The organism is Acinetobacter pittii ANC 4050, assembly GCF_000399685.1.
GTDB classification, from domain to species: Bacteria; Pseudomonadota; Gammaproteobacteria; order Pseudomonadales; family Moraxellaceae; genus Acinetobacter; species Acinetobacter pittii_E.
The window spans coordinates 335890-350272 of sequence record NZ_KB976987.1 but is presented as its reverse complement, the minus strand read 5'-3'; the positions used below and the strand labels follow the sequence as shown (position 1 = coordinate 350272).

General features: G+C 38.5%; 12 protein-coding genes and 2 tRNA genes. 8 read left to right on the top strand and 6 right to left on the bottom strand.

Going from position 1 to position 14383, the window contains the following annotated elements:
- The first annotated feature begins 54 nt into the window (after nt 1–54).
- The gene (gene cca / locus F931_RS05575) at nt 55–1293 is read left to right on the top strand and encodes a multifunctional CCA addition/repair protein (RefSeq protein ID WP_016140442.1); all 1239 of its coding nucleotides are present in this window, start codon (nt 55–57) and stop codon (nt 1291–1293) included.
- A gap of 48 nt (nt 1294–1341) precedes the next feature.
- Here the strand turns inward: cca and algW are convergent, their stop codons facing one another.
- Nucleotides 1342–2517 carry a S1C family serine protease gene (gene algW, locus F931_RS05570; RefSeq protein ID WP_016140441.1) on the bottom strand — a complete coding sequence of 392 codons (1176 nt, stop codon included), beginning with the start codon at nt 2515–2517 and terminating at the stop codon, nt 1342–1344.
- A 194-nt stretch (nt 2518–2711) separates the two neighbouring features.
- Here algW and F931_RS05565 point away from each other — a divergent pair, with 194 nt between their 5' ends.
- From F931_RS05565 to F931_RS05545, 5 genes are all read left to right on the top strand, one after another.
- Nucleotides 2712–3470, top strand: coding sequence for a Nif3-like dinuclear metal center hexameric protein (locus tag F931_RS05565; RefSeq protein WP_016140440.1), 759 nt, complete (start codon nt 2712–2714; stop codon nt 3468–3470).
- 145 nt (nt 3471–3615) lie between these two features.
- On the top strand, nt 3616–4242 hold the full coding sequence (gene sodB / locus F931_RS05560) for a superoxide dismutase (RefSeq protein ID WP_000208083.1): 627 nt from the start codon (nt 3616–3618) through the stop codon (nt 4240–4242).
- Between the two features lie 146 nt (nt 4243–4388).
- Nucleotides 4389–4464 (top strand) — tRNA-Asn (locus F931_RS05555).
- A gap of 178 nt (nt 4465–4642) precedes the next feature.
- Nucleotides 4643–4718, top strand: a tRNA-Asn gene (locus F931_RS05550).
- A gap of 56 nt (nt 4719–4774) precedes the next feature.
- A complete protein-coding gene (locus F931_RS05545; RefSeq protein ID WP_016140439.1) occupies nt 4775–5218 on the top strand; it encodes a DUF2726 domain-containing protein in 444 nt (147 codons plus the stop codon).
- 10 nt (nt 5219–5228) lie between these two features.
- On the opposite strand, the gene F931_RS05540 is transcribed toward F931_RS05545, so the two are convergent.
- The 5 genes from F931_RS05540 to glnA all read right to left on the bottom strand — a co-directional run bounded on the left by F931_RS05540 (nt 5229) and on the right by glnA (nt 10031).
- Nucleotides 5229–5429, bottom strand: a complete 201-nt coding sequence (locus tag F931_RS05540; protein ID WP_016140438.1) for a hypothetical protein — start codon at nt 5427–5429, stop codon at nt 5229–5231.
- Nucleotides 5430–5536: 107 nt separating this feature from the next.
- On the bottom strand, nt 5537–6994 hold the full coding sequence (locus F931_RS05535; RefSeq protein WP_016140437.1) for a lipase family protein: 1458 nt from the start codon (nt 6992–6994) through the stop codon (nt 5537–5539).
- Nucleotides 6995–7104: 110 nt separating this feature from the next.
- Nucleotides 7105–7983 carry a 4-hydroxybenzoate octaprenyltransferase gene (gene ubiA / locus F931_RS05530; protein WP_016140436.1) on the bottom strand — a complete coding sequence of 293 codons (879 nt, stop codon included), beginning with the start codon at nt 7981–7983 and terminating at the stop codon, nt 7105–7107.
- Nucleotides 7980–8489: a chorismate--pyruvate lyase family protein gene (gene ubiC, locus F931_RS05525; protein ID WP_016140435.1), complete on the bottom strand. Its 510-nt coding sequence runs from the start codon at nt 8487–8489 to the stop codon at nt 7980–7982. The genes ubiA and ubiC overlap by 4 nt, the downstream gene beginning before the upstream one ends.
- Nucleotides 8490–8615: 126 nt before the next feature.
- Entirely contained in the window at nt 8616–10031 is a 1416-nt protein-coding gene (gene glnA, locus F931_RS05520) for a type I glutamate--ammonia ligase (protein ID WP_002052696.1), read from the bottom strand.
- Nucleotides 10032–10806: 775 nt separating this feature from the next.
- On the opposite strand from glnA, the gene F931_RS05515 reads away from it, so the two are divergent.
- Both F931_RS05515 and F931_RS05510 read left to right on the top strand, forming a co-directional pair.
- Nucleotides 10807–12348, top strand: a complete 1542-nt coding sequence (locus F931_RS05515) for a peptide MFS transporter (protein WP_016140434.1) — start codon at nt 10807–10809, stop codon at nt 12346–12348.
- Nucleotides 12345–14147 (top strand): aminopeptidase P family protein, encoded by a 1803-nt coding sequence (locus F931_RS05510; protein ID WP_016140433.1) that lies wholly within the window; start codon nt 12345–12347, stop codon nt 14145–14147. Before F931_RS05515 ends, F931_RS05510 begins: the two co-directional genes overlap by 4 nt.
- Nucleotides 14148–14383 lie beyond the last annotated feature (236 nt).

Sequence of the window (14383 nt, the reverse complement as noted above, 5' to 3'; positions counted from 1 at the left end):
CTTGAGAAAACCTCTATTCTGTAGCATGATTGCTTGAAGAATAGAGGTTTTTTCATGCAAGTGTATTTAGTAGGCGGTGCTGTCCGTGATTCTTTACTTGGGCATCCCTATCAAGAAAAAGACTATGTTGTGGTCGGTGCAACGCCGGAACACATGCTCGCCCAAGGTTTTCAACCTGTAGGCAGAGATTTTCCTGTGTTTCTTCATCCTGAAACGAAAGAAGAATATGCACTTGCACGTACTGAACGAAAGTCCGGTAAGGGATATCACGGTTTCCAATTTTTTACCGATACTACTGTAAGTTTAGAAGAAGATTTAATTCGCCGTGATTTAACCATCAATGCCATAGCAATGGATCAAGATGGCAAACTATATGACCCATATGGCGGTCAAAACGATTTAGAAAATAAAACTTTACGTCATGTTTCAGAAGCTTTTGCTGAAGATCCTTTACGTGTTTTACGTGTTGCACGCTTTGCAGCGCGTTATTCTTCATATGGTTTTCATATTGCACCTGAAACCTTAGAACTCATGCAAACAATGGCAGAATCAGGTGAACTAGATGCATTAACGCCAGAGCGTGTATGGAAAGAGACTTCACGTGCACTTTTAGAAGATAATGCCGATGTTTATTTCCAAACATTACGTGATTGCGGTGCCTTAAAACATCTTTTTCCTGAAATTGATGCTTTGTTTGGTGTTCCACAGCGTCCTGAATATCATCCAGAAGTAGATTGTGGCATACATACATTAATGTCCTTACAGCAAGCTTGTAAGGCCAATTACTCGCTCGATGTTCGATTTGCTGTGTTAGTACATGATTTAGGTAAAGCATTAACTCCAGTTAATGAACTGCCTCGCCATATCATGCATGAAGAACGTGGGGTGAAACCCGTTACCGAGCTATGTGAACGTTTAAAAGTTCCTACTCAAACTCGACAGTTGGCACTCTCGGTGTGTAAAGAACATCTAAAATGTCATCAGATTATGTCATTAAAACCTGGAACTGTATGGCGTTTATTACAGCGTCTAGATGTCTTACGCCGTCCTGAGAGAGTAGAAGCTTTTGTACAAGCATGTGAATGTGATGCTAAAGGAAGACTAGGTTTAGAAGACCGCCCTTATCCTCAAGCTCAATATATGTTAGACGCGATGCAAATCGTTCGCTCTATTAAAGTTCAGGATTTACCTGAGAATATTAAAGGTGCTGAGATTGGTGAAATGCTAATTCAGTATCGCATTGATGCTTTAACTGAGTTTAAACATCAACATCAAGCGCCCTCTCATTCTTAATTCAAGCCAATAAAAAAGCCTCACTAAGAGGCTTTTTTACTTTTACTTTTACTGTTTAGGCAGTGGTATAAATTGTGATTGAGTATTTTGGTTTTTCCTTTCCCCTACTGTCACCACAAAGTTTTGTTGCTTCCCATCTCGCTCAACCATTACATTAATTTCGCTATTAGGCGATTGTAATGCGACGTAATTAATCAAATGAGATGCTGAAGTGATTGGCTCATTATTAACTTGAATAATTTTATCGCCAATTTTAATACCTGCTGACGCAGCTGGACCACTTTTCAAGACATCTGCAACTACTACCCCAATTTGCTGTTTCGGCGCTAATACATCTTCTTGTGTAGGGGGTACTAAACTAATACCTAACCATCCACGGACAACACGGCCATCTTTCAAAATTGAGTTTAAAACTTGTTGGCAAACTTTAGCTGGAATTGCAAAACCGATTCCTAAAGAACCACCTGACTGAGAGAAAATAGCAGTATTTACACCAATTAAATTCCCAGCCACATCAATTAATGCTCCGCCAGAGTTACCTGGGTTAATCGCAGCATCCGTTTGAATAAAATCTTCATAGGTATTGATACCTAAATCAGAGCGTTCAGTCGCAGAAATAATACCCTGAGTTACCGTTTGCCCTACACCAAATGGGTTACCGATAGCCAAGACAACATCACCTACTTCATTGCCACTTAGCTTAAATGGCAATACAGGTAATTTATCTAAATCGATTTTAATTACGGCTAAATCCGTATCAGGGTCTGTACCCACAATCGTTGCTTCTGCACGACGCCCGTCATGTAAAGCCACCACAATTTGATCAGCTTGAGCAATTACATGATTATTCGTAAGAATATAACCGTCAGCTCGTACAATAACCCCAGAGCCTAAGCTATTTTCATTTTGCTGTTGTTGTTCAGGAACCTGATTTCCAAAAAATTCGCGGAAGACAGGATCACTTAATAATGGATGATTTTGTTTAACTTTCTGGGTCGTAAAAATATTAACAACGGCTGGCGCTGCAACTTTTACCGCAGCGCTATAAGATACCACCCCGCCCGTTCGTGAAGTATCAACCAATGGTTCAACTTTCTCAGCAGGCATTTGCACCCCATCAACTGCAACAGTTGGTTTCGGCTGATGGTATTTTTGCCATGCAATAAAACTGGCAATTACAATAATAAGTAACACCCAAGGTAACCATGTAAAGGTGCGGCGCACGTTCATATCCTCTACGCAAAGAAGTTTTTAATTAAATTAATATATTGAACAAAAAGACTTTTCAGTTAAGCATTTTAAATTAAATATGTCGATATACATAAAAAAGTCAAAAAAGATTTGTCTAGCTTTAGTTACACAACAAAATATGTTTCTATAGCTTTAGCAATTATTTACTACTCAATTCAGGAAATATCATGGCAAATTTGCATGAAATTATTCAGTGGTGCGACCAAACCTTAAAAGCAGCAGAATTTAAAGATTACGCACCTAATGGCCTGCAAATTGAAGGTTCAACTGAAGTAAAACATATTCTTTGTGCGGTTACTGCTTCCGAAGATGCAATTGATGCTGCAATTGCTCAGAATGCAGATCTATTACTCGTACATCACGGTTATTTTTGGAAGGGCGAACCGTATCCAATTACAGGAATGCGCGGCAATCGCATTAAGAAACTCATCCAAAATAATATTTCATTAGTTGCTTACCATTTACCTTTAGATGCCCACCCAACTTTAGGCAACAATGTGGCTATTGCAGAAAAACTGAACTTGCAGAATTTAGAACCACTCGATTTAGCCGAGAAACATCCAATTGGCAATATTGGTTATTTAGAACAAGCGCTTTCTGTTGATGAATTTAAAGCAAAACTACAAAACAGTTTTGATTTTAAGGTGATTCATTTGCCAGCAGAAAAACAAAGCATTCAAAAAGTGGGCTTCTGCACAGGTGGGGCTCAAGATTTTATTGCTAAAGCGGCTTTGCAAAATTGTGATGCTTATATCTCAGGTGAAGTCAGTGAACGAACTTTTTATGAAGCAAAAGAGTTAGGTGTTCATTATTTTGCTTGTGGTCACCATGCAACTGAGCGTTATGGTGTTCAACGTTTGGCACAAGCGATCTCAAAACAGTTCTCAGTTGAAAGTGAATATTTTGAATTGAATAATCCGATTTAATTAAGTCTTTTTTTCAATCTGTGTTATGCGTATTAATTAGATCTTTATTGTGTATAGTTCTTTAAAACGATGCCCTATTGTGACCAGAATCATTTACAATAGAGCCACTTAATTGTATAACCCAGCAAATGCAAGGAATAGGAACATGACAACCATTACTTTACCTGCACTTCCATATGGCTATGATGATTTAGCGCCACATATTAGTAAAGAAACTTTAGAATACCATCACGACAAACACCACAATACCTATGTTGTTAACTTAAACAACTTAATCAAAGGAACTGACCTTGAAGGTAAAACTTTAGAAGAAATCATCAAAGCAACTGCTGGTGATGCATCTAAAGCTGGTATTTTCAACAACGCTGCTCAAGTTTGGAACCATACATTCTACTGGAATTCTATGAAGCCAAATGGTGGTGGTAAGCCTACTGGCGCAATCGCTGCTAAAATTGACGAAGCTTTTGGTAGTTACGAAAAATTTGCAGAAGAATTTACTGCTGCTGCGACAACTCAATTTGGTTCAGGTTGGGCTTGGTTAGTTGCTGATGAAGTAAACGGTAAACTTTCTATTACTAAAACTTCTAATGCAGACACTCCACTTGCACATGGTCAAATTGCTGTATTAACAATTGACGTATGGGAACACGCTTACTACATCGATTTCCGTAACTTACGTCCTAAATATATCGCAACTTTCTTAGAAAGCCTTGTGAACTGGGACTATGCAAATGCAAAACTTGCAGGTCAACCAGCAGGTGTAGAGAAATAATTTTATTTCTTTATAAAAAACCACCCTATTTCGGGTGGTTTTTTTATTTTTAATACCACAAAAGCATATTAATCAAGCAAACGATTCATTTTCTTTAATATTCTTATTGACGGTTTTAGATTTCATCCATAAAATGCGCATCAGATTCTCCAATAGCTCAGTCGGTAGAGCGACGGACTGTTAATCCGCAGGTCCCTGGTTCGAGCCCAGGTGGGAGAGCCAAGATTCTAAAAGCCCGCATTTATTGCGGGCTTTTTCTTTTTTATCATTTAATACTTTTATTATTTTTAATAAAATCAACGTATCGAGTATTTTTAAACCAAACGATTAGATATTCTCTCTAATTCTGCCATTAAGGCTTGACCCAGCCCCCTTTCCTGCCTAAAATCCTTTTCCAGATTCTCCCATAGCTCAGTCGGTAGAGCGACGGACTGTTAATCCGCAGGTCCCTGGTTCGAGCCCAGGTGGGAGAGCCAAGATTCTTAAAAACCCACTCATCATGAGTGGGTTTTTATTTGTATGATGCTTTCCCATGTTCGAATCGAGTCACTTATTTTTTATTGTTTTAGGTTGCGTAAGCACCTGTATTTTTCTTCTCGTTTGTTTACGCCCTTATTTATTTCCAAAACAAAAATTCTTTGCCCGTCCTGTCATTACAAACTTTGAAACTCAAATGTTTATCCGTTTAAAACAAAGTTTTCCAAATTATCATGTATTAGCACAAGTGGCTTTTAGTGCTTTAATTACCAGTAATGACTATAAAATTCGTAGTCAGTTCAACCGTAAAGTCACTGACTTTGTCGTGCTAAATGACAAGATGGAAGTGATTGCTATTATTGAGCTAGATGACCCTACCCATCTTGAAAAAATAGAAGAAGACCGTGTTCGTGATCAAATGCTTACTGAAGCAGGTTACCTAGTAAAGCGCTACACGAATATTCCTACCATACGCCAGTTACAAAAGGATATTCATTAACAAGCTGCTGTTATTTCTTTTCTGAATTTGCAGCCTCTTTTTCAGCGATTCTTTTTGCCATTTCTAAACGCTGCTGTTCGTATTGTTTTTTATTTTTCGCATCGCTTTTCGCAGCAAAGAAAAGAATTCCTATAATCAGAAAAGGAATGAGTAAACCTACTCCCATTAATAACCAAGGAACAGATTTTTTTTCAACTGATTGCTGATTCATAAGTGATTTAAACTCGAACATCATTAATTTTAAGCTACGTAACAATATAATAAAAAAGAGCCTATATAAAGGCTCTTTTCTTAAGCTAAATGCTAGTTAAATAAAACTTAGAACTTACCTGTACAGTGCGGGCTTTGGCTAGCATCTTTCTGTGCATCAGTCAGCACAATACCCGTACCCGCTGACATATTAGCTTGAATGAAATCTACAGCATTGGCATTTTCACATATAATTGCTTGAGTATGGGTCGCATTCGGTACAATAGTTAGCTTATAACCCTTATCGTAGCCTGCTTGTGGGAAGAATTTCACAGCATTAGCTTTCATATTGACAAATAAGCCTTGTGTAACTACTGGCAATACAGCTTGATCTTTTTCACCTTGAATAATGAATACTGGTGTTTTAATAACTTTCTCGGCTGTAGCATTCGTCGCAGGTTGAGTCGCCGTCAAGAAGCGTTGAACAACTTGATCTCCTTTAAATTTATTTAGATCAATACCGTACTGGGTAATTTGATGTGCAGGGTCAGCCAAGAAAGCTAAGATTCCCGCTTTAAACTTTTCTTGTAAGCCATTAGCACTATCTGGTGCAGGATAACTTAAACATGCACCATCATCACCTGTACGACCATAAGCCAATTCTGCAATATCAGCCGCTCCTGAAGTAAAAATTGCCTTCAAGTCATAGTCTGGTTGCTGTGCTTTAATCCCTGCACTAGCAAAAGCTGCATATGCTAATAATTCGGCATATCCTTCTGCAGTTTTATCAATTGTAGGTACAGCAAGCGCCAGTGGATCATTTGGAGACATTTGCCCTGCAGCAATCGCTGCATCAATCTGTCTACGCGCTCTAATTGCCTGATCTAGCTTACTAACTGCAAAATTACTATCTTGATTCATTGCGGGATCAATATAAATTTGAATAATTGTTCCTAAGCTTGATGCAGGTGCACCAGCTACAGCACCTTTATAACTTGCATCAGTATTAGCAAATTCAGCAGTTCCCAAAGATGCATGCCCACCTTGAGACTGACCAATCGACATCCAGTCACCTTTTAATTGAGCGCCATAATGTTCTTTTACTGCTTTAACTGCAGCTAAGGCTGATTTTGCCTCACTTGATAAGTTTAAGTACGGATGCACCCCTTGTGTACCTAATCCCTCATAATCTGGTGCCACAATCACATAACCTGCTGCTAACAAAGACTCAGCAAGGATTTTAAATCGCGGATTAATTGTATTTTTACTTGGTGCGCAACCATCACCCACCCCAACAGTTCCGTGTTCCCATACTACTACGCGATAACCATCTTTCGGTTGTGTAGCTTTTGGAAACAATACCATTGCTGTAGCAGTTGCTGTTTTTCCTTGAACATTTGCCATGTTATAAGTCATTACTTTGATCGTTGAGGCATTATCAACTTTATCAATTGCGTAATTACTTTCAGAGACATAGGCTTTATTTGTATCTATTCCGGTGTAATTATCATCATCGTCATTACACGCTGTAAGAAATAATGCTGAAATTGATAATGTTATAGCTAAAGCAATGTTTGACCGTTTCATAGAATATCCTTTTTATGTGTTATTTATTCCGCATATTTTTTATGCACAAATATTAAGACATAAAAAAAGTGCTCTGCATAGAACACTTTTCAACCTCATGGTCATTTTTACTATATGAAATTTAAAAATATTCCTAGAAAAATGATTAATCCAACCCAACGATTGTGACGGAATGCCCAAAAGCAGACTTGAGGATTGCGGTCTCTGGTTTTCATTGTTTGATATATAAAATCGAAGGCTACAATCGCTAAAGCGATGATCGCCCATGGAAATAAGATATTTTCTAAATATAGTGCAGTACCAATCAAAACAAGACTCGTTGCCTGTAAAAGCGCAATAATCTGGATGTCATATCGACCAAAAAGAATAGCGGTAGATTTCACACCAATCTTTAAATCATATTCACGGTCAGTAATTGCATATTGAGTATCGTAAGCAACTGTCCAAGCCAAATTACCAAAATAGAGCAGCCAACACGTTATATCTAAAGGCTTACCCATTGCTGTAAATGACATTGGAATACCCCAAGAAAATGCCATACCTAAAACGACTTGCGGTAAATGGGTATAACGTTTCATGAAAGGATATATAAATGCTAGAACCAAACCTCCTAACGCACAGTAAAATGTCGCTATAGGTAAAAAGAACAAGGTACAAGCACTCGCAAATACTAAAGCTAAAAATACATATATAGCTTCTCTTGGGCTAATTACACCAGTTGCCAAAGGACGTGTCTTTGTACGCTCTACATGACCATCGACTTTACGATCAGCAAAGTCATTAATGGCACAGCCAGCAGCACGCATAAAAATTGTGCCTAATACCATCGCCAGAAGAATATGTAGAGGTGGCATCCCCTCTGCTGCAACCCAGAGTGCCCACATGGTTGGCCAAAACACCAGTTCTGTTCCAACTGGCTTATCAAATCGACATAGATAATAATAAGCTTCTAAGCGCTGACGCCATGTTGTGCCTGTTGCAGTCGTCATAGTAATTCCTTGTCGTGCTGCTGATTTAAAAAAGCTTCAAAAGCCGGTAAGAATGTTTCTTGGACGATAAATTTACATCCATGCCAAGTATAGCAACTTTGCCGTGTCCAACCTTCCGGTAAACGAATGACACGGCGGTCACAAAGCGGAGTGGTTCTTTGAAATAAAAAAAAGCCAATCGGCTTAGAACCAATATGCTGAAATATACGGGCTTTTTTTTGTAAGCTTTGAATTGGAAAAATACTTTTTGCCTTCACCCATGGCTCTGCCCCACAGCCATATAAATAAGTTTCCCTTACCCATGAAGTGTGAGCATGAGACATATTCATCCATTGGCTATCTGCAAAAGTTAAACGCTGAAAGTGTTCTTTAAAGGGTTTTACACTGAACTGGCCACCACCAAGCTCAGTTAATTGTTGAGTCAGAGAACCAGACGCATACAACCATGTTTTCAATTCAGGATTTAAAGTCTTTTCCTGTTTAAGTACTGGTTGCCGTTTACGCATAATCTGCTCACATGAAAACTCGCACCTAGTTTACCCCAATTTTTTGATAAAAAACGTAGAGAATTCAATCAACATTTTGAACAATAAAAAAGCCTGCATAAGCAGGCTTTTTTACGAAAATATGTATTACAAGCTGTAGTACATATCGAATTCAACTGGGTGAGTAGTCGTGTTAAGACGACGTACATCTTCAGTTTTAAGTTCGATGTATGCATCAAGCATTTCTTTAGTGAACACGCCGCCTTTTAACAAGAATTCGTGATCTGCTTGAAGTGCTTCAAGAGCCATATCTAAGCTATGAGCAACTGTTGGGATTTTTGCTTCTTCTTCTGGAGGAAGATCATACAAGTTCTTATCAGCAGCTTCGCCCGGATGGATCTTGTTTTGGATACCATCGATACCAGCCATCAATAATGCAGCGAAACCTAAGTACGGGTTCATCATTGGATCTGGGAAACGAGCTTCGATACGTTTACCTTTAGGGCTAGAAACGTATGGAATACGGATAGAAGCAGAACGGTTACGCGCTGAGTAAGCAAGCATAATTGGTGCTTCGAAGTGAGGAACCAAACGCTTGTATGAGTTTGTAGATGGGTTTGTGATTGCATTCAATGCACGAGCGTGCTTGATGATACCACCGATGAAGTACAACGCCATTTCTGAAAGGCCTGCATATTCATCACCAGCAAACAAGTTCTTGCCATCTTTAGAGATAGACATATGAACGTGCATACCAGAACCGTTATCACCTACCATTGGTTTAGGCATAAAGGTCGCAGTTTTTGCATATTGATGTGCAACGTTCCAAACAGCATATTTGAACTGTTGAACTTCGTCAGCTTTACGTACAAGTGTATTGAAGCTCACACCAATTTCTAACTGGCAAGAAGCAACTTCGTGGTGATGTACTTCTACACGACCTGGGCCCATGATGTCTTCGATTTTCGCACACATTTCTGCACGCATATCTTGTGAAGAATCAACTGGAGGAACTGGGAAGTAACCGCCTTTAACACGTGGACGGTGACCAGAGTTACCAGACTCGTAGTCTTTACCAGTAGACCAAGCAGCTTCTTCAGCGATTAATGTATGACGAGCGCCAGACATATCGATGTCCCATTTCACTTCGTCAAATACAAAGAATTCTGGTTCTGGACCAAAGAATGCAGTATCACCGATACCTGTAGATTTTAAGTATTCTTCTGCACGGCGAGCAATCGAACGTGGGTCACGCTCATAACCTTGACCTGTTGAAGGTTCAATAACGTCACAAGTCACAACTACAGTTGGTTCAGCAAAGAACGGGTCGATGAAACCAGTTTCTGCATCTGGACGTAAAATCATGTCAGATGCTTCAATGCCTTTCCAACCAGCGATTGAAGAACCATCAAACATTTTACCGTCTTCAAAAGTATCTTCATCAATAGAATCAGCTGGGTAAGTTACGTGCTGCTCTTTACCCTTAGTATCAGTAAAGCGAAAATCGACCCATTTTGCGCCACTTTCTTGTATGAGTTGAAGGACCTTGTTCGCCATGCTCATTTTGCTCCAATGAAATTTTGTTGCACTTGTTAAGTGCGTGTTAGTTGCTGGTATTTATATAGCAATTCTCATACCAACTTTATAAGACTTACCTAAAACATTGAATTGCTTATAACTATCGATGATTTAGGTCCCTTGTCTCGAACCCATTATACTGTTTGCATAGTTAAATGCACCATATTCAGACATTTTCAAATTATGGCATACAAGAATAGCTCGCAATCGCCCTAATTTAGTGCAAAATTGTTGCGCCAATATGAATCATCGCATCAATATCTAGCAGTTATTCACGATCATAATACTTTCTTATATAGAAAGCCGACCTTCCTACTGCAATGCATGAAAATAATAATCTATTTTATATGAAATTTTTAAGCTAGAGCTGAGCCCATGGTATATACACCACGATTTGCTAATAAGGGCTTTAAAAAGACTTCGTCTGAATAGATATTTTAAAAATGGAATAGTTTATGAGTTCATACTCATCCATTGAAATTCTAAAGCTTTAAAATATTAATCTAATTTTGATCTTATTGTTCTTTGTACTAAAGCAAGAGTTGATCAGCTTTGGTGCAGTAAAAACTTTATAGAACCCACCTCACCTTATAATTTTTCTGATCTAATTTTTACCGTTTGTTATATACCTTTTTTATACATGACAAACTTGCTTTTCAAGTTAAAAAAATCTAAAAAATGAAACATAACTTTTTTTTATAATTAAACAAACTAAAAGTTTGCTTTTCTATAAACTACCAATCAGTTCAAAGGATTTGAAATGAAGCATGAACTCGAACAATATGACAGAGCTTTTTTCGGCCATCCAAAACCCCTAAAAACTTTATTTTTTACAGAGCTTTGGGAAAGATTTTCTTATTATGGTATACGGCCTTTACTCGTTCTTTATATGATTGCAATGGTCAACGACGGTGGTTTAGGCCTTGACCGTCCAACCGCTGCAGCAATTGTTGGGTTATTTGCGGGCTCTATGTATTTAATGACTGTTTTTGGTGGTTGGATTGCCGATAACTGGTTAGGTCAGGCACGATCGGTCTGGTACGGTTCCATTATTATTGCGCTAGGCCATTTATCAATTGCCCTCACTACCATTTTTGATCAATTCTTTTTTTATTTCGGTTTAGTTCTTATTGTGCTTGGATCAGGTCTATTTAAAACCTGTATTTCAGTGATTGTCGGAACCTTATATAAAGCTCAGGATAGTAGACGAGATGCCGGTTTCTCCATTTTTTACATGGGGATTAATATGGGATCGTTTATTGCTCCCCTTCTTACGGGTCTATTAGCACGTGATCATAACTGGCACTTAGGTTTTGGAATCGGCGGCCTTGGGATGTTAGTTGCATTACTTATTTTTCGTATCTTTGCTATTCCACAGCTACAAACTTTTAATCAGTTGCGTCAAGAAAATGACAATTGCAATAAACCCATTGTTGAAAATAAAAATGCGCCCAAAATTGCTTTCTCCTTTTTACTATCTGTCGCAATCATTAGTGCTCTTACCTTCTTTGGCATCATACATATCAATCCAGTCGCAGTAGCAACTTATTTAACAGTTGCAATTGGGATTGGAATTATTGCTTATTTTGCGTATTTACTACTTTTCCTAAATTTAGAGCAGCATGATAAATTTAAAATTATTATTTGTTTCGTTTTATTAGCAGCATCTGCCCTCTTCTGGTCAGCTTTTGAACAAAAGCCCACAACTTTTACTTTATTTGCGCAAGATTATACAGACCGTATTGTTTTCGGATTTGAAATACCAACGGTATGGTTTGAATCAATTAATGCCCTATTTATTATTGTTTTTGCTCCAGTTGCAGCTTGGTTATGGGCGAAGCTAGGTAAGTCAAATAAAGACCCAAGCTATATCAGCAAATTTATCATTGCATTGTTATTCGCAGCAGGCGGCTTTTTACTCATGTCTTTTGCGAGTCGTTTCGCAATTGCTGGCGGTTTAGTCTCACCATTTTGGTTAGTCAGTACTGTATTTTTACTTACCATAGGTGAACTTTGTTTAAGCCCGATTGGCTTATCAACCATGACCAGACTTGCACCTGATGTTATACGCGGTCAAATTATGGGTCTGTGGTTTACAGGTACAGCTTTAGGTAATCTCATTGCGGGTCTTATTGGCGGGCATGTATCGGCAGATAGTATTGATCATTTACCCACCCTGTTTATGCGATGTGTTTTGGCATTAGTGATTGGCGCAATCGTGTTATTTTTATTAAAGAAACCTATTAATAAATTAATGAACAAAACTACCAGTAAAGTTCAACCTGACTTGGAAACTATATGAGCGTTTTAACTATTCCAGAAAAACTTGAAAAACTTCGCGAACTCATGCGCATTCAGCAAATTGATGCATTTGTTGTGATGAGTGCCGATCCCCACATGTCAGAATATTTACCAGACTATTGGAAGGCAAGACAATGGCTCAGTGGTTTTAGTGGTTCTGTTGGTACGCTTGTGGTGACACAAAAGTTTGCTGGCCTATGGGCAGATGGCCGCTATTGGGTACAAGCCGAGCAACAACTGGTTGGAACTGGCTTTAATCTTCAAAAATTAACAAGTGATGAGTCTTCAACACATTTAGCTTGGATTACACAAAACTTAGCAGCAAATTCGATCATTGCCGTAAATGGACATACCTTATCTATTCAACAATTTAAAGCGCTCGAACATACTGCACGAGTTCATAGCTATAAACTCGAGACTCAAAAAGATTTAGTTGGAGAGATTTGGTTAGACCGCCCAGAACTACCCTCTGAAAAAATCCATTTAATGCCTGAAGGGCTAAATGCACTCTCTCGTAAAGAAAAAATTCAGGCTATTCGTGAGACTTTACATAGCAAGAATATTTCGGGGCATTTCATTTCATCTTTAGATGATATTGCATGGGTCTTAAATGCACGTGGACAAGACGTAGAATACAACCCAGTTTTTCTTTCTCATTTTTATATTAGTGCAGAGCAAGCTGTTCTGTTTATTGATAGCAGTAAAATAGACTCAACCATTCAACAAGCTTTCGCAGCCGATGGCATCGAAATTCGTAATTATGAAGATACCTCTAAGTTTTTAACGAATATTTCTGATCCATCTGTGCTTTTAGATCCAGCAAAAGTATCGATTTTTCATGAACAAGCCATCGCAAAAGATATTCAGGTTGTATACGACATCAACCCAAGTACACTTTTTAAATCGCGCAAGCATGAAAGCGAAATTGCTCATATCCGCCATGCAATGCTTAAAGATGGAGTCGCGCTTTGTCACTTTTTCCATTGGCTAGAAAAAGCACTTCATCAGGGTGAACGCATTTCAGAACTAACTATCGATGAGAAAATTACTGCCTACCGCGCTCAGCAAGACGGATTTATAGGACCAAGTTTTTCAACGATTGCAGGCTTTAACGCCAATGGTGCTCTACCTCACTACCGTGCAACTCCAGAGCAATACTCATTCATTGAGGGCGATGGTCTATTACTCATTGACTCTGGCGGGCAATATGTAGATGGAACAACTGATATCACTCGTGTTGTTCCTGTGGGAACACCAACGGAGCAACAAAAACGTGACTATACGCTGGTTTTAAAATGTCACATTGCTTTGGCAAAAGCTATTTATCCAGAAGGGTTAGCTGCACCGCTACTCGATTCAATTTGTCGACATACTTTATGGCAACATGGTTTAGATTATCGACACGGAACAGGTCACGGCGTAGGCTTTGCACTTAACGTACATGAAGGCCCACAAGTACTTTCTTACTATGCGCCTGTACATGCCTACAGCAAATTGCGTGAAGGAATGATTCTCTCTAATGAACCGGGTCTATACCATGAAGGACAATATGGTATTCGTATTGAGAATTTGGTTGCAAACAAACTTCACTCAGGCTTTGAAAAAACTTACGGTGAATTTTTAGAGTTTGAAACGCTCACACTTTGTCCAATTCATTTAGACTGTATCGTAGTTGACCTACTAACAAATGAAGAGAAAGACTGGCTAAATCATTACCATCAAACCGTCCAAGAAAGACTCGCTGAACATTTGTCGGGAGAGGTCTTAGACTGGCTGATTTATAACACGCGTAAGATTTAATCTTCTCTTTTTATGGGGGCAGAATAATTTTTTATTTCTAATGAAAAGCTTATTCTGCCTTTAGTGTCTTTATCTCTATTTTTAAACAAACTTAATATGCATCAAAGCTTAATTTTTTCTCAAATGTCTAACGAATGAAATAGTTAAACTGGTTACTTCTTTTTTTGTTATATTAGCCGCTTAGAAAGCGGCTTTTTATTTGATCAAATAAAGGTACTTTTTAAAAAGTAAGTAAC

Excerpts from the sequence above, each read along its gene's own strand:
- F931_RS05515 (WP_016140434.1), top strand. The coding sequence starts at position 10,807 with ATGAAGCATGAACTCGAACAATATGACAGAGCTTTTTTCGGCCATCCA.
- F931_RS05565 (WP_016140440.1), top strand. The coding sequence starts at position 2,712 with ATGGCAAATTTGCATGAAATTATTCAGTGGTGCGACCAAACCTTAAAA.
- glnA (WP_002052696.1), bottom strand. The coding sequence starts at position 10,031 with ATGAGCATGGCGAACAAGGTCCTTCAACTCATACAAGAAAGTGGCGCA.
- ubiA (WP_016140436.1), bottom strand. The coding sequence starts at position 7,983 with ATGACGACTGCAACAGGCACAACATGGCGTCAGCGCTTAGAAGCTTAT.
- sodB (WP_000208083.1), top strand. The coding sequence starts at position 3,616 with ATGACAACCATTACTTTACCTGCACTTCCATATGGCTATGATGATTTA.
- cca (WP_016140442.1), top strand. The coding sequence starts at position 55 with ATGCAAGTGTATTTAGTAGGCGGTGCTGTCCGTGATTCTTTACTTGGG.
- F931_RS05510 (WP_016140433.1), top strand. The coding sequence starts at position 12,345 with ATGAGCGTTTTAACTATTCCAGAAAAACTTGAAAAACTTCGCGAACTC.
- ubiC (WP_016140435.1), bottom strand. The coding sequence starts at position 8,489 with ATGCGTAAACGGCAACCAGTACTTAAACAGGAAAAGACTTTAAATCCT.
- F931_RS05540 (WP_016140438.1), bottom strand. The coding sequence starts at position 5,429 with ATGAATCAGCAATCAGTTGAAAAAAAATCTGTTCCTTGGTTATTAATG.
- F931_RS05535 (WP_016140437.1), bottom strand. The coding sequence starts at position 6,994 with ATGAAACGGTCAAACATTGCTTTAGCTATAACATTATCAATTTCAGCA.
- F931_RS05545 (WP_016140439.1), top strand. The coding sequence starts at position 4,775 with ATGTTCGAATCGAGTCACTTATTTTTTATTGTTTTAGGTTGCGTAAGC.